The sequence below is a fragment of the Brachybacterium sp. AOP24-D1-21 genome (genome assembly GCF_052378665.1).
Classification (GTDB): domain Bacteria; phylum Actinomycetota; class Actinomycetes; order Actinomycetales; family Dermabacteraceae; genus Brachybacterium.
The window spans coordinates 2930114-2949273 of record NZ_JBQSXX010000001.1 but is presented as its reverse complement, the minus strand read 5'-3'; the positions used below and the strand labels follow the sequence as shown (position 1 = coordinate 2949273).

Below are 19160 nucleotides of genomic sequence, written 5' to 3'. Positions count from 1 at the left end.
CTCAGGCCTCGTCGGTCGCCGCGGCGTCGGCGTCGGCGGTGGTCTCGCCCTCGGCCGGGGCCTCCTCGGAACCGGCCTCGACCTCTGCGGTCTCGGCGTCCTTCGCGTCCTTGGCCTTCTTCGCGCCCTCGCGGGACTCGGCGGCAGCCTTGTCGGCGTCGGCGATGAGCTCCTCGGCGGTCTTCTTGACCTCGGCGGTCTTCAGGGTGCCGGCGGCGTCGCCCTCGCCCTTGGCCTTCTGCCAGTCGCCGGTGATCTTCAGCAGCGCAGCGACCTGCTCGGTCGGCTGTGCGCCGACGCCGAGCCAGTACTGTGCACGCTCGGACTCGACCTCGATGACCGAGGGATGCTCGGTCGGGTGGTACTTGCCGATCTCCTCGATCACGGCGCCATCGCGCTTCTTGCGCGAGTCGGCGACGACGATGCGGTAGTACGGTGCACGGATCTTGCCCATGCGCTTCAGACGGATCTTGACAGCCACGTGGGTGGACTCCTTCAAAGATGTTCGGGTGAGTCCCGCCGCAGCCTGTGGGGTCATGCGGGCGCTGGCGGTTCTCGGGGTGTCGTGCACAGGCTGGTAGAGGGCCGGTCCATGCACATACAGGGGTTGATTATGCCAGGGATCCGGGTCGACGTTCCACCCCGATCCGTGTGCGCCGGGGCACACGCCTCGCAGCGCGTCACCCGCTGGCGCAGCCGTGCCCGCCCCGGTGCGCGGACACGCTGGCCTCGCGCCCGCCGTGGTGCACGGACCTCACCGCCTCGCGCACGACGTCAGGCGACGATCCTGCCGCCCAGCACCACCCGGCTGCGCTCCCGCAACGCGCGGTGGTCCTCACGCGGATCCCGCGGCACCACCAGCAGATCAGCCGGGGCCCCCTCCTCCAGCCCGGGCACATCGAGGAAGCGGCGCGGTGCCCAGGCGGCAGCGTCCAGGATCGTGGCGGCAGTGAGTCCGGCGCGGGCCAGCTCGTCGAGTTCGTCGTGGATGATGCCGTGGCCCAGCACTCCCCCGGCGTCGGTGCCGACCAGCAGCTGCACGCCGGCGTCGTGCGCATCGCGGGTGCGGTCGAATCGGCCCGCCCGCAGGCGACGCATGTGCGCGGCGTAGGCGGGGAACTTCCGCTCCCCCTGGCTCGCATAAGCCTCGAACTCGTCGACGTTCACGAGCGTGGTGACTACGGGCACGCTGGCCTCGGCGGCGCGGGCGATCGTCGCGTCGGTGAGCCCGGTGGCATGCTCGAGGCAGTCGAAGCCGGCGTCGAGGGCGAGCGACAGGGTCGCCTCGTCGAAGGTGTGGGTGGTGATGCGGGCGCCCGCATCATGAGCGGCATCGGCCGCTGCGCGGAAGTCCTCCGCGTCCCAGCACGGGGCCAGGTCGCCGAGGCTGCGGTCGATCCAGTCCCCCACCAGCTTCACCCACCCGTCGCTGCGGTGCGCCTCGCGAGTCACCGCGGCCGGGAGGGCCTCAGGCTCGACCTCGTCGGCGTAGCCGATCAGGTAGCGGCGGGTGCGGGCGAGGTGTCGGCCGCAGCGGATCAGCCGCGGCAGGTCGCTGTGCTGCTGGAGCGGAGAGGTGTCGATGATCGAACCGGCGTCGCGGATCAGCAGCACGCCGGTGTCGCGGTCCGTGAGCGCCTGCTGACGGGCCTGTTCGAGCGTGGTGCCCCCGCCGCCGTCGGCGATCCCGAGGTGGCAGTGCAGATCCGCGAGGCCGGGGACCGTGAAGCCGTCGAGCGCGAGGACCTCCTCGCCGGCCGGGAGCTCGGGGCGCTCATGATGAATCCGGCCGTCTGCCACCCACGCCTCCGGCAGCTCGCGGTCGGGGCCCAGCAGGACCGGCCCGCGCAGGTGCAGGGCCGGGGATGGGCCGACGGGAGTGCGCATGATCCGAGGGTATCTGAGCACCGGGGGCCACCTCGGGTCCGGCCATCCTGTCCCGTCCCGTCCCGTCCTGTCCCGTCCTGTCCGGCCGGGCGAGTGCTTCGTCGGCGCCAGGGGTGTCATCCGGGGCCTCGTCGGCGTTGCAGTGCATCGTCCAGGCGGGCGAAGAAGACCTGCGGCCGACGGTGGTCCGCGACCGTCACCCGGATGACCTTCCACCCCGACTCGTGGAGGACATCGTTCTTGTTGATGTCGTGCTGCCACGCTCTGCGATCGAGGCGGTGATCCTCGCTGTCGTACTCGATCGCGATCCTCTTCTCCGGGTAGGCGAGATCGATGAAGTACTCGATCCCCGTGGACGCTTCGACGACGGGGTGGTTCAGCGCGGGCTCCGGGTACCCGTGCCGCAGCAGCTGCAGTCTCACCTTGGTCTCCATCGGGGACCACGAGCGCTCACGCACGTGCGGGAGCGCGCTCCGCAGCGCCGGGGCGCCCCGGCCACACAGCTCCTCGACGATCTCTGCCATCTCAGCCATGCGGACCCGACGTTTCGCGCCGAAGCGATCGGTCGCCAGTGCGTCGAGCGCCACGACGAGATCCACCGGCCGCAGGCGCGCGGCGATGTCTTGCAGGGCGAGGAGCGGATGGACCATCGGCAGACCCTTATGGGAGATCTCCCGCTGAGCGAGAGCCGCGTGCACCACGACCAGCGATCCCGCCGTCGCGCCGGTGCCGCCCGGCCCCCTGCAGTGCAGAGCGGACCCGCCCACGAGGGTGAGCGGCACAGGCAGCGGCACGCCGAGGATCTCGGCCGCGGTCTGGTGGCTGAGCACCGCCCCCGGCCGGACGTGCGTCACGAAGAACCGGGCGAGCCCCTCCAAGGCCAGCTCGGCATCGGAGCGGGCCCACCATCCGGGGAGCACCCGGCGCATGGCGTGCGAGGCGAGGTCACGCCGATGCATACCGTCCTCGAGCAGGCGCGCACGGCTGTAGAAGACGCCCCTGCGCAGGTCCTCGGGTCGAAGTGACATTGCTCGAGCGTAAAGAGGAGAGGACCGGCCTGGGCCGGGCTCACCCCCGCTGTGGATGATGCACGGCTGTGGAGGAAGAGACAGGTGCTGGGGCCAGGTCGAGAGTGGCTTCGAGAGTCTCAGACCGGCCCGCCGGGGAAGAACGTGCCACTCTCCTGGAACCTTTCGGCCCGTGGGCGGGAGTGGACCAGCGGCGGACCCGGGCGTGGGCCCGCGGCGGACCTGGGCTTGGGCCTGCGGCGGACCTGGGCGCGGGCCCGAGAAGGGGTCGATCCAGGCAAGGCCCAGCCAGATGAAGAAACGTGCCAGATTCCTGGAACCTTTCGGCACGTGGCGGGCGCCGGGCTTGGCCAGGCGAAGATAAGTGCCGGATTGCTGGAACTTTTTGGCCCGCGGCGGGGCCAGAAAACCGCAGGCCCTTGTCGGGGGTCGGGCCCCGGCCGGGCTTGGTCAGATGAAGAAAGGTGCCAGTCTCCTGGCACCTTTCTTCATCTGGCCACGTCGACCCCAGCAGCCACGCCGAGCCCGGCAGCCGCGGCAGTCACTTGCCGCCGAACAGCTTCTGCATCTCCGGGGGGAGCTGATTGGGGTCGAAGTCGGAGAGATCCGGCTGGCCGGCCTGCTGGGCTCCTCCACCGGCGCCGCCGCCGAAGGCCGATCCGCCCTGGCCACCGGGACCGCCGCCTGCTGCGGCCCGCTTCGCGGCCTCGGCCTGCTCGCGTGCAGCCTTGGCGGGGTTCTTGGACTTGCCCTTCTTGAGCTGCTTCTGCGGGGCCTGCTTGCCGCGGGACTTCTTGCCCATCCCCATGCCGGGGCCGCCGGGCATCCCGGGCATGCCACCGCCGGCCATGCCCTTGCCCATCGTCTTCATCATCTGCTGGGCCTGCTTGAACCGCTCCAGCAGCTGATTGATCTGCTGCACGCTGGTGCCGGAGCCCTTGGCGATGCGGTTGCGGCGCGAGCCGTTGATGAGCTTGGGGTCGTTGCGCTCCTGCGGCGTCATCGAGCGGATGATCGCCTCGACCTTGCCGATCTCTCCCTCGTCGAAGTTGTCCAGCGCCTCGCGGTACTGGCCCATGTTCGGCAGCATGCCGAGCATCTTCTTGATGCTGCCCATGTTCTTGAGCTGCTGCATCTGGGAGAGGAAGTCGTCGAGCGTGAAGTCCTCGCCGGAGGCCAGCTTCGCGGCGGCCTTCTCCGCTTCCTCGTGGTCGAAGGCCTTCTCCGCCTGCTCGATCAGGGTGAGCACATCACCCATATCGAGGATGCGGTTAGCCATGCGGTCCGGGTGGAAGCGCTCGAACTCGTCGAGGCTCTCACCGGTGGAGGCGAACAGGATCGGGCGCTGGGTCACGCCGGTGATCGACAGCGCCGCGCCGCCACGGGCGTCGCCGTCGAGCTTGGAGAGCACCACGCCGGTGAAGCCGACGCCATCGCGGAAGGCCTCGGCGACGCGGGCGGCGTCCTGACCGATCATCGCGTCGACCACGAACAGGGTCTCGTGAGGATTGACGGCGTCGCGGATGTTCCGCGCCTGCTCCATCATCTCCTCGTCGATGCCGAGACGGCCCGCGGTGTCGACGATGACCACGTCATGCTGCTGGAACTGGGCGGTGGAGACGCCGTTCATCGCCACCAGCACCGGGTCTCCCACGCCGTTGCCCGGCTCGGGGGCGAAGACCGGCACCCCGGCCCGCTCGCCGACGACCTGCAGCTGGGTCACGGCATTGGGGCGCTGCAGATCAGCGGCGACCAGCAGCGGAGTGTGGCCCTCGGACTTCATCCACTTCGCGAGCTTGCCGGCGAGGGTGGTCTTGCCAGCGCCCTGCAGGCCGGCGAGCATGATGACCGTGGGCGGGTTCTTCGCCCAGTGCAGCTCACCGGTGGCCCCGCCGAGCACCTCGACCAGCTCGTCGTTGACGATCTTGACGACCTGCTGGGCAGGGTTCAGAGCCTTGGAGACCTCTTCGCCGAGCGCGCGCTCGCGGACGCGCCCGGTGAACTCGCGCACCACCGAGACGGCGACGTCGGCGTCGAGCAGGGCACGACGGATCTCGCGGATCGTCTTGTCGACGTCCGCTTCGGTGAGGCGGCCATGGCCGCGCAGACCCTTCAGCGACGCTGTGATGCGATCGGAGAGGTTGTTGAACACGAAGCGCTTCCCCTTGGTCGAATGGACCGCCTCAGTGTAGTGCGCCCGGCGCCGCCGCCCCAGGATGCGCGGTCAGGCCCACAGGAGAGAACCGCCACCCTGACCGTCCCGGCCCGGCGGCGGGTCCCGGCCCGGCGGCGGGTCATGATCCGGCGACGTCCCGACCGCGCGACCGCTCAGGTGCCCGCGGCCTCCATCAGCGCCGCGACGATCCGGCCGACCGTGGGCGGGTCCAGCGCTCTCCCGTGCTGGTCGGTCAGGTACAGCACGTCGACCGCACGCCGGCCCAGGGTCATCACGTGGGCGCTGCGCACCTGGATGCGGTGGTCGGCGATCACCCCGGCGACGTCGGCCAGCAGGCTGGGGCGGTTGCGCGCGTTGACCTGCACCACGGTGGCCTCCCGGGAGGCCCCCGGCAGCAGCGTCACCACCGGGGTGTCCTCGGTGGTGCGGGGCGGCGGGGCGGGCGGCAGCTCGAGGACCCGGGCGTCGGCCCGGTCGCGGTGGGCGAGCTCGCGGTCCAGTGCGGTGCGCAGCACGGAAGGGTGAGGGAGCTCCGACGGAGCACCGGCGACCCACCAGGTGTTCACGGCGACGCCGTCCATGGTCATCACCACCGCGCTGTGCACGTCCAGCCGCAGCCGCACCAGCACCCGCGCCATGGCGGCGAAGACCCCGGCGCCGTCAGGGGCACCCAGGCAGATCTGGGAGATCGGCTCGTCCTCGAGGTGCGCCGGGTAGAGCACCTGGGCACCACCGGCGCGCAGCACAGCGGCCCGCACCGCCTCCTGCGCGGGTCGCTGCGGGGCCAGCCGGGTGCGCGGAGCGGCGGCGGTGCCGCTGAGGGCGTCGCGGGCCACTGCTGTGAGGTGCTCGACGAGGTCCGCGCGCCAGGTCGACCAGGCCGACGGGCCGGCCGCGATGGCATCGGCCTCGGTGAGGGCACGGAGGATCTCGAGACCCTCGAGGCTCTCATCGACCGCGCTCAGCAGCTCGCGCAGGGTGGTGGGATCGGCGAGGTCGCGGCCGGTGGAGAGCTCGATCAGGGTGAGATGCTCCCGCACCAGGACCCCCACCAGTCGGGCGTCGTCCCGGTCGAAGCCGAGGTGGCGGGCGGCCTTCTCGGCCAGCGGCGCACCCTCGGCGGCGTGGTCGCGGCTGCCGGGCCGCTTGCCGAGGTCGTGCAGCAGGGCGGTGACCAGCAGCAGGTCGGGGCGGCTGACCCGGGACAGGAACCGCTGCGCCTCGAGCACGGTCTCGACCTGGTGGCGGTCCACCGTGAAGCGGTGCACGGCCGAGCGCTGCGGGCGGTTGCGGATCTCGGCCCATCCCGGCACCCACCGCTCGAAGATGCCCTTCACGTCGAGCGCTTCGTAGACCTCGGCGAAGTGCTCCCCCGCCAGGGCGTCGACCAGGACGTCCCGCTGGGCGGGCAGCAGCGGCGCGGCGGTGCCCTGGGCCATGCGGGCGAGCGTGGCGTCGGCCAGCGGCAGGCCGGTGGTGGCGGCGTGGCGGACCGCGGCCATGTCGCGCAGCAGGTCGCGGGAGTCCGGGTCGACGGAGACCTCTCCGGCCTGGACCAGCACGCCGTGGGGCAGCCGGGTCAGGGCCGGACGGCGCTCGGCGCCCTGCCCGCGGGTGGCGGCGCCGCCGGGGGCGATCGCGGCCTCGGCGGCGCGGACGGCGCGATGCAGCTCCCAGGTCACGGCGCGGGCGGCCTCGGCGAGCACGGCGTGGTGGTCATCGGCGTTCGGGTAGCCGGTGAGCGCTGCGACCGCGTCCTGGTCCGCCCGGCCCAGGCGGGTGCCGGAGGATCCCGTGACGGCCTGCAGCGCGTCGCGCGCGTCGCGCAGGGTGCGGGAGGCGTCATCGACCACCTCGTGGTCGTGATCGGCCAGCCAGCTCTCGGCGAGGGCGCGGATGACGGTGATGTCCCGCAGGCCGCCGCGGTCGGACTTCAGGTTCGGCTCGGAGGAGTGCGCGAGGGAGCCGCGGCGGCGGACGCGGTCGGTCGCGAGGTCGACCAGCTCCCCCACTCGGCGCCGGGCCTCGCGGCGCCACTGGCTGCGCAGGCGCCTCGCGGTGTCCTCGACGAGCTCTGCATCGCCCGCGATCACCCGCAGGTCCAGCAGGGAGATCGCGGCCCGCAGGTCCTTCCGGGCGACCTCCTCGCACTCGACGGGGCTGCGCACGGAGTGGTCGAGCGAGGTGCCCGAGTCCCAGATCGGATACCACAGCGCGCTCGCGAGCCGGGCCGCCTCCGCCTGGTCGACCAGTTCGGGATCCAGCAGCAGCACCAGGTCGAGGTCGCTGCCGGGACCGAGGGAGCGCCGGCCCAGGGAGCCGATGGCGGCCAGCGCCGCCCCGGACGCGGGGGCGCCGGCCCGCTCCCACAGCTCGCGCAGCCAGTCGTCCACGAGGTCGGACTGGGCGAGACGACGGGAGGGGCCGGCAGCGGGATCCGCGAAGCCCTCGTGGAGCACCTGGGAGATCCGGCGGGAGGAGAGCGCCTCAGAGGGCATCCGCACCCCGTTCACCGGTGCGGACTCGCACCAGGGTGCCGACCTCGGTGGTCCAGACCTTGCCGTCCCCGATCCGCCCGGTGCGGGCGCCGGCGACGATCAGGTCGATGATCGCGGGCTCGTCGATGATCTCGGCGAGCACCTCGAGCTTGATCTTCGGGATGGTGTCGATCGTGTACTCGGCGCCGCGGTAGACCTCGGTGTGGCCGCCCTGGCGACCGTAGCCGGCGACCTCGGTGACGGTGATCCCGCTGACCCCGTACTCGCGCAGGGAGTCTGTGACCGCCTGCAGCGCGTGCGGCTGGATGATCGCGGTGATGAGCTTCATCGAGTCTCTCCTGTGGTGACCGGGGTGGGGTCCGCCTCGACCGAGGGGGCGGCGAGGGGCGTCGGGGCCGGGTTGCGGGGTTCCGCAACCTCCGTCCCGGCGAAGGGGACGGGGGCGGGACGGTCACGGCGGGAGGACAGCGCTCCGGCGAGATCGTATCCGGACTCGGCGTGCTGGGTGATGTCGATACCCGCGCGCTCGTCCGCCTCGGGCACCCGCCAGCCCATCGTGTACTTGAGCACCAGGGCGATGGCGAGGGTGAGCACCCCCGAGATGGCCATCGCGGCGAGTGCCACGAGGATCTGCACCAGCAGCAGGCTCACGCCGCCGCCGAACAGCAGTCCGCCGTCGGCCGCGAGGACGCCGATGCCGATGGTGCCGACGAGGCCGCCCACCAGGTGGACGCCGACCACGTCGAGGGAGTCGTCGATCCCGAAGCGGTACTTGAGGCCGACGGCGAGGGCGCAGGCGAGGCCTGCGACCAGGCCCAGCACGATCGAGGTGAGCGGGGTGAGCGCGGCGGCGGCGGGTGTGATCGCGACCAGGCCCGCGACCACTCCGGAGGCCATGCCGAGGGAGGTGATGTGCTGGTCGCGGATCCGCTCCACGAGCGCCCAGCCGAGCATCGCCCCGGCGGTCGCGACGGTGGTGTTGACCCAGGCGAGGCCCGCGGTGGCGTCGGCCGTGCCGGCGGAGCCGCCGTTGAAGCCGAACCATCCGAACCACAGCAGGGCAGCGCCGAGCATGACCAGCGGCAGGTTGTGCGGCTTCATCGCCTCCTTGCCGAAGCCCTTACGGACGCCGACCACGAGCGCGAGCACCAGACCGGCGACGCCGGCGTTGATGTGGACGACGGTGCCGCCGGCGAAGTCGATCGGCTCGGCGATCGCAGCGAAGGGGCCGTCACCGCTGAGCAGTCCGCCGCCCCAGACCATGTGGGCCAGGGGTGCGTACACGATGAGCACCCAGATCGCGGCGAACACCATCCAGGTCCCGAGCTTGACGCGATCGGCGATGGCACCGGAGATCAGCGCGGTGGAGATGATCGCGAAGGTCATCTGGAAGCCGGCCGCCACCAGGAAGGGCACGCCGCTGCCGCCGAGCAGCGACTGCTCGTCGGTGCCTGCCAGGCCCAGGTGGTCCAGCGGGTTGCCGAAGAGGCCGCCGATGTCGGTGCCGAAGGCGATCGAATAGCCGGCGAGGGTCCAGGCCACGGCCACCACGGCAATGGCGCTGAAGGACATCAGCATCATGTTCAGCACGGTGCGGGCACGGACCATGCCGCCGTAGAACAGGGACAGGCCTGGCGTCATGAGCAGCACCAGAGCGGCGCTGGTGAGAATCCAGGCGGTCGCTCCGGTGTCGAGGACGAAGGGCATGGCAGCTCCTGGGAGTGAGGAGGACCGGTCCCGGGACGAGTACCTCGACCCCGGGCCGAACGGCCGTGCGGGCCGTGGCCTCATCGTGCTGCCGGGGCTGATGAGCGCCTAGGCCGGAAGGTCGCCGTGACCGTTCCGTGACCCACCGTCCCGCGCGCTGGACAGGGCCGAGCACGACGGACCCCCGCCGCGAGCGACGGGGGTCCGAGAGGAGGAGCCTTCCGGGCCGGTGCCCAGGCCACGGGCAGCGTGCACAGGCCACGGGCAGCCTGCTCAGGTGACGGTCGACGTGCTCAGCCCTCGAGCAGTCAGCCTTCGAGCAGTCAGTCTTCGAGCAGAGCGTCGACGAAGCCGTAGGCGTCGAAGGGCGTGAGGTCGTCCATGCCCTCCCCGAGGCCCACCATCTTCACCGGGACGCCGATCTCGCGCTGCACGTTGACGACGATCCCGCCCTTGGCGGTGCCGTCGAGCTTGGTGAGCACGAGGCCGGTGATGTTGACCGCCTCGGAGAACACTCGCGCCTGCTGCATGCCGTTCTGGCCGGTGGTGGCGTCGATGACCAGGAGCACCTCGGCGACGTGATCGCCGTGCAGGCCCTTCTCGGCCACCCGCCGCACTTTGCCCAGCTCGTCCATCAGCCCCTTCTTGTTCTGGAGGCGGCCGGCGGTGTCGATGATGACCACATCGACACCCTGGGCGATCCCCTCCTTGACCGCGTCGAAGGCGACGGCGGCGGGATCCGCGCCGTCCCGGTCCGAGCGCACGGTGTCCACGCCCACGCGCGAGCCCCAGGTCTGGAGCTGGTCGGCGGCCGCGGCGCGGAAGGTGTCCGCCGCGCCCAGCACGACGGTGCGACCGGCGGCGACCAGGACCCGGGCGAGCTTGCCGACGGTGGTGGTCTTGCCGGTGCCGTTGACCCCGACCATGAGCATCACCGAGGGCACCTCGGTGCCGTCCGGTGCAGTGCGTCGGGTGGCGGCCAGGCGGCGGTCCAGGTCCGGGTCCACCAGGGCCACGAGCTCCTCACGGAGCACCTCGCGCACCGCGGCGGCATCGTCGGTGCCGAGCACCTGGATGCGGCGGCGGAGGTTCTCGAGCATCTCGTCGGTGGCGTCCGGGCCGAGGTCTGCCAGCAGCAGCGTCTCCTCGATCTCGTCCCAGGTGTCTTCGTCCACGCTGCTGCCGCGGGTGAGCAGGGTGAGGATGCCGCGACCCAGGGCGCCGGAGCGGGAGAGCCGCTCGCGCAGGCGCACCATGCGGTCGGCCGGGGCCTCGGGGGTGTCGAGGGCCGGGGTGGCGGACGTGCCCTGCACCGGGGTCGCGGTCTCGCCCGCTGCCGGGGCTGCCGGCGTCTCCGCCTCTGCAGGGTCCACGGCCGGGCCTGCAGGGTCCGTCGAAGGCGCGACGTCAGCGTCGGTGGACGTCGTGCCAGTCCTGCTGGAGGTTTCAGCGGTGCGGGAGGCAGCAGCGGCAGGCGGCTCGTCGATGGCCGAAGGTGCGGGGGCGTTCTCCTGGTCGAAGGGAACATCCGCCGGTGCGGTGGACTCCGGAGCGCTCGCAGGGGTTGCGGCATGGGACTCGGAGGTCGAGCCCGGGGCCGCGGCAGGCGCAGGTGGCGTGGCCTGAGAGTCCTGTGCAGCGGGCTTCGTGGGAGCCGGTGACAGGGTGTCGGCCCAGGTCGGCGCGGCAGGCCGCTCCTTGACCGCGGTGGCGGTGCGGGAGGGCTGGGTATCGCTGCCATGGCCGGTGGGGTCCTGCGAGGCGGTGTCGTCCGAGGACTTCTTCCGCCCGCGGCTGCGGATATAGGCCCAGGCGCCGGCGCCGAGCACGAGCACGCCTCCGCCGCTGCCAGCGATCAGTGCGAGTAGGGCATCGGGATCCACGGGTCACCTCCGAGGTCGGGGAAGCCGACGAAGCGGCGAGGACAGCCGCCAGTCTAGGCCGCGAGCATCGGGCACCCTGGACAGTGATCTCCCAGGGACGCCTCCGCACTGCTGTGCGTCCCGGCGAGCCCCGGTGCTGACTGCGATTCAGCGCGCCGACGGGTGCTCACCGACGTGTGCGGGAGCTGTGCCGGGGGTCGCTCTCCTGCTGGTCATGCTTCGCGCGGCTCTTCAGATGCGGCAGTGCGACCACGATCAGGATCCCTGCGGCGAGCAGCACGGCAAGCACCAGAAAAAGGATGACGACGAAGGGCAGTTCCATGCTCGTCATTGTGCACGCCGCAGCGGGGGCGGAGCGGGACCGCGGGATGCGGCGCGCCTCACCCTCGCCGTGGCGTGCGGGTCCTGCGGTGCAGAGAGCCGGAGAGGTCCAGCTCAGGGAGGCTCAGCCCAGCTCGGGGAACCAGATCGCGATCTCGCGGGCCGCGGACTCCTCGGAGTCCGAGCCGTGGACGAGGTTCTGGATGACGGGGAGATCCCATTCGCGGGCGAGGTCGCCACGGATGGTGCCGGGGGCTGCCTCGGTGGGGTTGGTTGCACCGGCCAACGAGCGGAATCCGGGGATCGCGCCCTCCCCCTCCACAACGATGGCGACCAGCGGGGCGGAGCCCATGTAATCGACGAGCCCGGGATAGAAGGGCTTGCCCTCATGCTCGGCGTAGTGCGAGGAGAGCTCCTCCGCGGTGGCGGAGCGCTGGGTGAGGGCGAGGATGTCGTAGCCCTTGGCCTCGATGCGGCGGATGATCTCCCCGCGCAGGCTGCGCTGAACGGCATCGGGCTTGAGCAGGACGAGTGTGCGCTGTGCGGTCATGGCACCAGGGTACCCACGAGCGGGACCGTCGAAGTGCGGAGCAGCTCCGTGGGGCCGGGACGGTCAGGAGGTGGGGCCGTCCGGTTCCCGGGAACGGGCCGCCCACACTTCGGCGTCGACCGTGTCCTTCTCGCCGTCCAGCTGGTGGCCCTTGAAAATGCCATAGGCGTACAGCGCTGCGAACAGGATGCCCACCACCCACATCGCGGTCACCTGGATCCCGAGCAGGATGACCGGCAGCTGCAGCACCAGCCCCAGCCAGTACGGCCAGGCACCACGCCGGAGCAGCCCGGAGCAGAGCACCAGGAGGAGCATGGCCAGCAGGCTCCAGGTCCAGGTGAGCAGCCGGTCCCCGGGAGCGAGCTGGTGGGCAACGAGCGCGGCGAAGAACACCACGAAGGCCTCGATGACGAGGAGCGTCGAGGCGATCATCCGCTGTGCGCCATGGGGGCGCGCGGAGGGGGTGAGATCGAGGTCCATCATCACTCCTCCTCCGGCACGCCGAGCAGCTCTCGCACCTCGCCGACGAGCGTCACCGACCCGGCCACCACCACGCCTCCGAACTGGTCTCCGTCCATCTCCGCGAGATCCACGGCGGCCTGGATCGCATCCGGCAGGCTGCCCTGCTCGAAAACGCGGTCCTCGTCGTCGAAGATGTCGCGGGCGAGATCCGCGAGCTGGTCGGCGGGGAGCGCCCGCGGGGAGCTCGACTGGGTGATCACCACAGCGTCCAGAAGCGGTTCGAGCACGTCGAGGATCCCGGCGGCGTCCTTCTCCTGCAGGATCCCGATGAGGCCGATGGTGCGGGTGAAGCGGAAGTTCTCCCGGACCGTCTCGACCAGGGTCAGCGCCCCGGCCGGGTTGTGGGCGGCGTCCAGCAGGATCGTCGGTGCCTGCCGCACCACCTCGGCGCGGCCCGGCGAGGTGACGCTCGAGAGCGCGGCGCTCAGCAGCTGACCATCCAGCACGGTGCCGCCGTCCCCGAGCAGCGCCTCCGCGGCAGCGACCGCGAGCAGTGCGTTGCGGGCCTGATGCTCCCCGAGCAGGGAGAGGAAGAGCTCCTCGTAGCGGCCCGCGATGCCCTGGAGGGACAGCATCTGGCCCCCCACCCCGGGGGTGTGCGAGAGCACGCCGATCTGCTGGTCCTCGATGGCCGCCTCCGCGCCCAGTTCACCGATCCGTGCCCGCAGCACGTCGGCGGCGTCCTGGTAGGGCTGGGAGGCGATGATCGCGGTGGCCTCCGCGGTGAGGATGCCCGCCTTCTCCCCTGCGATCTCCGCGATGGTCTCCCCGAGGTACTCCTGATGGTCCAGGGAGATCGGAGTGATCACGGCGACGTCGGGGGTGACCACACCGGTCGCGTCCCAGGTGCCGCCGAGGCCGGTCTCGACCACGGCGACGTCGACCGGTGCCGAGGCGAACGCCTGGAAGGACATGGCGGTGAGGTATTCGAAGTAGGTCAGGGGCGGGCCTCCTGCGGCCTCTGACTCCGCGTCGACGATCGCCGCGAAGGGTTCCACGTCGCGGTAGGCCTGGAGGAAGCCCTCCTCGTCGATCGAGGCTCCGTCGATCGCGATCCGCTCGACGGGCGAGCGCAGGTGCGGGCTGGTGGTGCGTCCGGTGCGCAGACCTGCCTCACGCAGGATCCGCTCGAGGATCCGGGCGGTGGTGGTCTTGCCGTTGGTGCCGGCGATGCGGATGGAGCGGTACGAGTTCTGCGGGTCCCCCATCAGCTCCATCACCCGGGTGATGCGGCTCAGGTCCGGCTCGATCCGGTTCTCCGGGGCGCGCTCGAGCAGCGCCGCGTAGACCTCACGCATTTCGGGCGACATGGCCTGACGGGACGGCCCCTGGCGGGGAGATTTCTGCACAACGGCTCCTGCGGGGGCGACGGGCGAGCGGGCGTCGTTCAGTGTACGAGGCAGGGCTGGGACCGTTCCTCCCCACCGGGTGCCGGTCCACAGGAACAGTGCTGCCCGTCACCGGCATGCGGCCCCGCTCATAGCCTCAGCGCCAGAACCGGCGGCCGACGGGGTCGCGCCGGAGACGAGGAGGGGTGCGATGACCGAGGTGATCGCGACCGTGGAGCACGCTTCGCAATGGGCGCGCAGGGGAACGGGACCGGAGGCATCCTGGAATCCGGTGTATCGAGCGCTGGCCGAAGGCTCTGCACCGACTCCACTGCCACCAGCGGACCTCCCTGACGGCGCGAGCCTCGAGCTCATGCAGAGACAGCTCACGGCCTCTGCGCTGCTAGTCGTGGCGGTGACGGACGGGCAGCGGACGCGACGGCTGCGGATCGGTGTGGATCCCGCTGCCACGACCGTCGAACAGGCAGATCCGGACCAGCCCTCGCGGTGGTCCGAGCTCAGCATCCAGGACGTGCCCGCGAGGGTCATCCGGCTGCTCGAGGAGTCCGGGGTGGACCTGGACCCCGCCGAGCTGTCCATCGTGCGCGGCACCCACGCGCTCCGCCTCACCCCGGTGCAGAGCCGCATGGCCTACGCCGCACTCACCCGGGGCGCCCCTCCCGAGGGGGCGTTCGCCGCGATCCCGGATCTCGACGACACCCTGCGGGATGCGCTGACTGCGACCGGCCCGCGCATCTCCCTCGCCCTGACCCTCCACGATCCGAGAGGGCTGGTGACAGAGCGACCGGTGACCTGGTCCAGGCTCTGGGTGACCGGGCAGAAGGGCCTGTGTCGCCTGGACCAGCCCTCGGGCCCTTCCCTGGCCGTCCATCCGGTGGGTGGTGGCGACGTGCTCGGCACCCTCCTCCCACTTCTCGAGGAGGGCCTGCGATTCGCCGGCGCCTGCGCCGGGTCAGGCAGCGCGCGATGAACATCTTCTGGGGGATGGACACCGCGCAGCTGCGCGGTCACGCCGAGCACCTGCGCACGGCCTCCGACGAGGTCGAGGGCCTCACCGCTCGCCTCGGGAGCACAGTGCAGGGGGCGCCATGGACGGGCTCCGATGCGGAGGCGTTCCGGGCTCGCTGGATGACACTGGCCGCGAGTCGGCTGGAAGAGATGTGCGGCGAGCTCCTGGCCCTGGGCGATGACGCGCTCCACGAGGCGGATCAGCAGGACGTCGCCTCGAGCCCGGACGGCGCCACCGCTGTCCCGGATGCCGCCGCTGACCCGGATGCTCCGACGGATCCGAGCATCTCCGCGATTCCACCCGGGGACGCCTCGGGGACGAGCGGCAGGCACCTCCGCGAGGGCGGTCCCTGGATCCCGGAGTGGCTCGAGATCCCTGTCGACGGAGCGGCCTCGGGGCCGGCGGGCAGGGTCTCCGACGGAATCGGCTGGAGCGTCACCACCGGGATGGACCTGCTCGGCGACGGTCTGGATCGGCTCGGGGTGCGCACGGAGGGGTTCGCACAGTTCCAGCGGGACGCCGGCCACTTCGGGGAGATCCTCGAGGACTGGGCCACCGGCGAGCGGGTGCCGACCATCGCCGAGGTCGCCGCCGCAGGCCTGGTCACCGCAGGATCCGCCGGCACCGGAGTCTTCGAGGCCCTCACCGGCCAGGACACCCCGTTCCTGGATGACCGGCCCGGCGGCATCGTCGAGTCGGTGACCGTCGATGCGGGCCCGGCGCAGAGCCCTCAGACCCTGCAGGAGCTGGTCGAGCAGAACGATGCGCTGCGCATCGACAACCCGGGCGGTCCGCTGGAGCACGGGCAGATCGGCATTCAGGAGGTGCGCGGCCTCGAGGGCGGGGAGCCGGCGTTCATCATCCAGATCCCGCCCACCGAAGGAGCGAGCGTCCTGGATGCCCCCGGCGCCTACGGCGCGCAGGGGAACTCCCGCGACTGGGGATCGAATCTGCGCCTGGTCTCCGGCCAGCATCCGGCCGCGATGGATGACGTCCGGGCCGCGTTGGAGGCCGCCGGGGTGCCGCCGGGTGCGGAGGTGATGATCGTCGGCCACTCCCAGGGTGGCATCGTCGCGAATCATCTCTCCGCCGATCCCACCTTCAACAGCGCCTCCGGACAGCCGGGCACCTACGACGTGACGCACACCTTCTCGGTGGGCTCGCCGGTGCAGACAGTCGTCCCCGCGCAGCTGTCGACGCAGTCGGTGAACGTGAACCACGAGAGCACGATCGGGACCGGCGGGGCCAGCGGGGACCTGATCGCGGCGCTCGACCTGAACGGTGCGCAGGTCGACGGCGGGACCCTGGTGGCGGAGAACCGGCACGAGGTATCGCTGCCGGGCTATCCGGTCTCCTCGCTCCATCCCGTCACCGTGCTCGAGTCGAACCATGATTCGATGAGCCCGGGCGGTGGCGCCGAGGGTGGGTACTCAGGCAGCGTGGGCCGAGCCACCGCCAGCGATCCCACGCTCTCCGCGCTGCAGGAGGACCTCACGGGGAGGTATCTCGGGGAAGGGACCTACGTCGCACAGTCCCAGGTCGTGACGGTGGGGCGCGGCGCGCTGTGAGCGCCCCGTGCGGAGGCCCGAGCGGAACGCCGGTCGCCCAGCCATCCCGTGCTCAGCTCAGTCCGTACTTCTCGTAGAACGACTCGGCCGTCACCCGATCCCGTCGTGGATTCGGGATCGACAGGTCGGGGAGAAGATCCAGCGGGGTCAGCTCCTCCCCGCCATCGAGTGCTGCGGTGATCCCCCCGACCCTGAGGCTGCGAGCCTCCGGATCGTCGAGCTCTGCATGGATGACCGTCACGACCTCGCGCATCACCTGGTCGAAGAGCACGAGGCCACTGTCACGGTCCTCCGCCTCCAGGGAGACGGTGCCGCGCAGGAGGCGCTCGAAGTTCGCGCCATCGGCCATCTCGAGCTCCACTGCGGAGACGCCCTCGACCCCGGCCGCGGCCTCCTCTGCCGCGGCGAGGAGATTCCTGCGCCCGAACCCGCACCCGCCCAGCAGCAGTGCCGTCGCGGCAGCGGCCCCGCCCAGAACTCCACGTCTGCTCACCATGCTCATCCCCTCGTCGGAAGGTTCAGCCCTGAGCATGTCATGCACGGTGCCCGGAGTCAGTCGATCGTCATCCGGTAGATGAACGCCGCCATCGCATCCCGGTTGATCGACTGCAGCGGCCGGTAGGTCCCATCGGACCAGCCGGTGGTGATGCGCTCGTCCTCCGCCCAGGCGATCTCCTTGTAGAACAGCGAGCTGCGCGGCACATCCGTGAATGGAGACGTGCGCGGAGGCGTGAAGGCAGGCTCCCCGGCGGAACGGTAGAGGAACGCCGCCATCGCATCCCGGTTCACGGGCTGCAGGGGACGGAAGGTCCCATCGGACCATCCGGTGGTGATCCCCTCGGACTCGGCCCAGGCGATCTCCTTGAAGAACTGCGAGCTGCGCGGCACATCCTTGAAAGGAGACGTGCGCGGAGGCGTGAAGGCAGGCTCCCCGGCGGCGCGATAGAGGAAGGCGACCATCGCGTCGCGGGCGATCGGCTGCAGCGGTCGGTAGGTGCCGTCGGCCCAGCCGGTGGAGAGCTCCGTGTGCTTCATCCATGCGATCTCGGTGAAGAAGATCGAGCTGCCGTAGGGCACATCGGTGAACGGTGCGGCAGGGTCCTTCCCCCAGGGTGCTGTGATCGGGTAGCGGTCCTCAGGGGCGCCGGTCGGCGAGCCGAACCACAGCGAGAAGGTGCGGAAGAAGTTGCGGTTGCCGTAGGTCGCACAGACATCGTCGGGGACCGCGCCGGCACCTGCGGCGAGGGTGGCCTCGGTGGGGGTGAACGGCGTGTAGTTGTACAGCGCTGCCGTCGCCCGGTTGAAGATCTTCACCTCGCCGTAGCCGCAGAACTCAAAAGGGCTGTACTGGATGTCGTAGGTCCGCCCCGCCTGGTAGCGATCACCACGGGCAGGGTCGCCGTACTCCTGCAGGCGGGAGATGCCGTGGTAGATCTGGTGGACGAAACCACCGAACGCCGGATCGCAGGCCTGGAAGTCGGGGCAGCGGAAGCCGAGCGCCTTCTCCAGCTGCGTCGGCGTCGCATTCCGGGTGGTGATCAGTCCCTGCTCCTTCTGGAGCATCACGAGGATCACCTGCGGGTTCACGTCGCAGGCCTGGGCCACATCGGTGATGATCCTGCCTGCGGTGGCGTTGTTGGCCGCCGGGATCGCGGCGCAGTAGGCGGTGGCCGCTCGCTGCGGCGTGTCCGCCGTCAGATTCTTCAGGCAGTCAGCGCCATCGGTGCCGTCGACGCAGTTCGCCCCCTGCGCGTCGAGGAAGGAGTCGACTCCTGCACGGTCCATCGCGGTGGAGTCGAACATCCGGGTATCGGTGATGAGGAAGCCCGGAGAGAAACCGCCGAGCCCGGGCGGTGGCGTCTCGGCCCGGGCTCCTGGGGAGCCGGCGAGCACGGAACCCGCGAGCACGAAGAGGGAGACGGCGAGCAGCAGGACGCGGAATCCATGGGTGCGCTCGGGTGATGGTGGCGCTGTCACCGGACCTGCCGACGCCGCGGATGAGGGAAATGGCAGGGGGGCGGGGCGAACCATCATGATCTCCGATGTCCAAGGATCCCGAGGAGTGGATCCTCCGCTCAGGATAGGTCCGGAAAACCCGCTTGGAAAGCTGTGATGACCAGCTGATACCGACTTGCAACACACCGCCTGGGGTCGATCGTGGCGATCATGCGAGGTACCGTTGTGCTCCGCGGGCGATACCGAGAGGATCGATGCACATGAACCGCCGGATTGCACTGGCTGGAGGTGCCATGGGCCTGGTCTCGATGCTCACCGGCTGCGGGGTGCTCCGCCCCGGCAAGCAGGCTGTGGAGGACGCCATCGAGGGCGCCCCGGCAGTCACCGGCGCAGAGATCAGCTTCGGTGCCGGCGGCGGGCTGGGCTCCCTGATCTCCGGGAGCATCGAGCTCGACGTCGCTGCGGACCAGCTGCGTGACGCCTTCGACGAAGCCTGGGGCCTCGGCGTCGAGGTCCTCCACCGCAGGTACGGGGGCGACCGCGGGATCAAAGTCGCCAAAGTCGCCGGGATCGGCTCAGAGGGCGCCGAGGTCACCGCGACCGAGCTGGTCGATCTGGGTGAGTCGACGTTCGCCACCCTGGGCCACTTCTACGACCATTACGGGATCAGCTGACCCGTGCTCGTGGGTCGGCGTTGTCTGCTGCT

Annotated in this window: 17 protein-coding genes; 3 read left to right on the top strand and 14 right to left on the bottom strand. The window is 71.0% G+C overall.

The window, feature by feature from the left end; translation table 11 throughout:
• Position 1 precedes the first annotated feature (1 nt).
• The 12 genes from rpsP to ACT3UF_RS13195 form a co-directional block, all read right to left on the bottom strand.
• Positions 2-481 (bottom strand): 30S ribosomal protein S16, encoded by a 480-nt coding sequence (gene rpsP, locus ACT3UF_RS13250; protein WP_441443597.1) that lies wholly within the window; start codon positions 479-481, stop codon positions 2-4.
• A gap of 293 nt (positions 482-774) precedes the next feature.
• Positions 775-1887, bottom strand: a complete 1113-nt coding sequence (locus ACT3UF_RS13245) for an amidohydrolase family protein (RefSeq protein WP_442331935.1) — start codon at positions 1885-1887, stop codon at positions 775-777.
• Between the two features lie 116 nt (positions 1888-2003).
• Entirely contained in the window at positions 2004-2915 is a 912-nt protein-coding gene (locus ACT3UF_RS13240) for a DUF559 domain-containing protein (RefSeq protein WP_444598963.1), read from the bottom strand.
• A gap of 541 nt (positions 2916-3456) precedes the next feature.
• Positions 3457-5067, bottom strand: a complete 1611-nt coding sequence (ffh, locus tag ACT3UF_RS13235; protein ID WP_441443600.1) for a signal recognition particle protein — start codon at positions 5065-5067, stop codon at positions 3457-3459.
• Between the two features lie 176 nt (positions 5068-5243).
• Entirely contained in the window at positions 5244-7589 is a 2346-nt protein-coding gene (locus tag ACT3UF_RS13230; RefSeq protein WP_444598961.1) for an HD domain-containing protein, read from the bottom strand.
• Positions 7579-7917 carry a P-II family nitrogen regulator gene (locus ACT3UF_RS13225; protein WP_441443602.1) on the bottom strand — a complete coding sequence of 113 codons (339 nt, stop codon included), beginning with the start codon at positions 7915-7917 and terminating at the stop codon, positions 7579-7581. Before ACT3UF_RS13225 ends, ACT3UF_RS13230 begins: the two co-directional genes overlap by 11 nt.
• Complete coding sequence (locus ACT3UF_RS13220; protein WP_441443603.1) at positions 7914-9296, bottom strand: ammonium transporter; 1383 nt, start codon at positions 9294-9296, stop codon at positions 7914-7916. The genes ACT3UF_RS13225 and ACT3UF_RS13220 overlap by 4 nt, the downstream gene beginning before the upstream one ends.
• 323 nt (positions 9297-9619) lie before the next feature.
• Positions 9620-11179 (bottom strand): signal recognition particle-docking protein FtsY, encoded by a 1560-nt coding sequence (ftsY, locus tag ACT3UF_RS13215; protein WP_444501718.1) that lies wholly within the window; start codon positions 11177-11179, stop codon positions 9620-9622.
• 166 nt (positions 11180-11345) lie between these two features.
• Positions 11346-11501, bottom strand: a complete 156-nt coding sequence (locus ACT3UF_RS13210) for a hypothetical protein (protein WP_441443605.1) — start codon at positions 11499-11501, stop codon at positions 11346-11348.
• Positions 11502-11624: 123 nt separating this feature from the next.
• Positions 11625-12050 (bottom strand): nucleoside-diphosphate kinase, encoded by a 426-nt coding sequence (gene ndk / locus ACT3UF_RS13205; RefSeq protein ID WP_441443606.1) that lies wholly within the window; start codon positions 12048-12050, stop codon positions 11625-11627.
• 63 nt (positions 12051-12113) lie between these two features.
• Positions 12114-12533 carry a DUF4233 domain-containing protein gene (locus ACT3UF_RS13200; RefSeq protein WP_444591943.1) on the bottom strand — a complete coding sequence of 140 codons (420 nt, stop codon included), beginning with the start codon at positions 12531-12533 and terminating at the stop codon, positions 12114-12116.
• Entirely contained in the window at positions 12533-13882 is a 1350-nt protein-coding gene (locus ACT3UF_RS13195) for a bifunctional folylpolyglutamate synthase/dihydrofolate synthase (protein WP_442331921.1), read from the bottom strand. Before ACT3UF_RS13195 ends, ACT3UF_RS13200 begins: the two co-directional genes overlap by 1 nt.
• A gap of 229 nt (positions 13883-14111) precedes the next feature.
• Here ACT3UF_RS13195 and ACT3UF_RS13190 point away from each other — a divergent pair, with 229 nt between their 5' ends.
• Both ACT3UF_RS13190 and ACT3UF_RS13185 read left to right on the top strand, forming a co-directional pair.
• Positions 14112-14891 carry a hypothetical protein gene (locus ACT3UF_RS13190; RefSeq protein WP_444501715.1) on the top strand — a complete coding sequence of 260 codons (780 nt, stop codon included), beginning with the start codon at positions 14112-14114 and terminating at the stop codon, positions 14889-14891.
• The gene (locus ACT3UF_RS13185; protein ID WP_442331920.1) at positions 14888-16498 is read left to right on the top strand and encodes a WXG100 family type VII secretion target; all 1611 of its coding nucleotides are present in this window, start codon (positions 14888-14890) and stop codon (positions 16496-16498) included. The genes ACT3UF_RS13190 and ACT3UF_RS13185 overlap by 4 nt, the downstream gene beginning before the upstream one ends.
• A gap of 52 nt (positions 16499-16550) precedes the next feature.
• Here the strand turns inward: ACT3UF_RS13185 and ACT3UF_RS13180 are convergent, their stop codons facing one another.
• Together ACT3UF_RS13180 and ACT3UF_RS13175 are read right to left on the bottom strand one after the other, a co-directional pair.
• The gene (locus ACT3UF_RS13180; RefSeq protein WP_441443611.1) at positions 16551-16994 is read right to left on the bottom strand and encodes a hypothetical protein; all 444 of its coding nucleotides are present in this window, start codon (positions 16992-16994) and stop codon (positions 16551-16553) included.
• A gap of 56 nt (positions 16995-17050) precedes the next feature.
• The gene (locus tag ACT3UF_RS13175) at positions 17051-18475 is read right to left on the bottom strand and encodes an S-layer homology domain-containing protein (RefSeq protein WP_442331919.1); all 1425 of its coding nucleotides are present in this window, start codon (positions 18473-18475) and stop codon (positions 17051-17053) included.
• Between the two features lie 233 nt (positions 18476-18708).
• Here ACT3UF_RS13175 and ACT3UF_RS13170 point away from each other — a divergent pair, with 233 nt between their 5' ends.
• Complete coding sequence (locus tag ACT3UF_RS13170; RefSeq protein ID WP_444608376.1) at positions 18709-19128, top strand: hypothetical protein; 420 nt, start codon at positions 18709-18711, stop codon at positions 19126-19128.
• The last annotated feature ends 32 nt before the right edge of the window (positions 19129-19160 follow it).

What these genes read in the sequence shown, in the direction of transcription:
- ndk (WP_441443606.1), bottom strand. Translation starts at nt 12,050, where the DNA reads ATGACCGCACAGCGCACACTCGTCCTGCTCAAGCCCGATGCCGTTCAG.
- ACT3UF_RS13225 (WP_441443602.1), bottom strand. Translation starts at nt 7,917, where the DNA reads ATGAAGCTCATCACCGCGATCATCCAGCCGCACGCGCTGCAGGCGGTC.
- ACT3UF_RS13210 (WP_441443605.1), bottom strand. Translation starts at nt 11,501, where the DNA reads ATGGAACTGCCCTTCGTCGTCATCCTTTTTCTGGTGCTTGCCGTGCTG.
- ACT3UF_RS13245 (WP_442331935.1), bottom strand. Translation starts at nt 1,887, where the DNA reads ATGCGCACTCCCGTCGGCCCATCCCCGGCCCTGCACCTGCGCGGGCCG.
- ACT3UF_RS13195 (WP_442331921.1), bottom strand. Translation starts at nt 13,882, where the DNA reads ATGTCGCCCGAAATGCGTGAGGTCTACGCGGCGCTGCTCGAGCGCGCC.
- ACT3UF_RS13170 (WP_444608376.1), top strand. Translation starts at nt 18,709, where the DNA reads ATGCACATGAACCGCCGGATTGCACTGGCTGGAGGTGCCATGGGCCTG.
- ACT3UF_RS13180 (WP_441443611.1), bottom strand. Translation starts at nt 16,994, where the DNA reads ATGGTGAGCAGACGTGGAGTTCTGGGCGGGGCCGCTGCCGCGACGGCA.
- ACT3UF_RS13185 (WP_442331920.1), top strand. Translation starts at nt 14,888, where the DNA reads ATGAACATCTTCTGGGGGATGGACACCGCGCAGCTGCGCGGTCACGCC.
- ACT3UF_RS13220 (WP_441443603.1), bottom strand. Translation starts at nt 9,296, where the DNA reads ATGCCCTTCGTCCTCGACACCGGAGCGACCGCCTGGATTCTCACCAGC.
- ACT3UF_RS13240 (WP_444598963.1), bottom strand. Translation starts at nt 2,915, where the DNA reads ATGTCACTTCGACCCGAGGACCTGCGCAGGGGCGTCTTCTACAGCCGT.
- ACT3UF_RS13190 (WP_444501715.1), top strand. Translation starts at nt 14,112, where the DNA reads ATGACCGAGGTGATCGCGACCGTGGAGCACGCTTCGCAATGGGCGCGC.
- ACT3UF_RS13200 (WP_444591943.1), bottom strand. Translation starts at nt 12,533, where the DNA reads ATGATGGACCTCGATCTCACCCCCTCCGCGCGCCCCCATGGCGCACAG.
- ACT3UF_RS13230 (WP_444598961.1), bottom strand. Translation starts at nt 7,589, where the DNA reads ATGCCCTCTGAGGCGCTCTCCTCCCGCCGGATCTCCCAGGTGCTCCAC.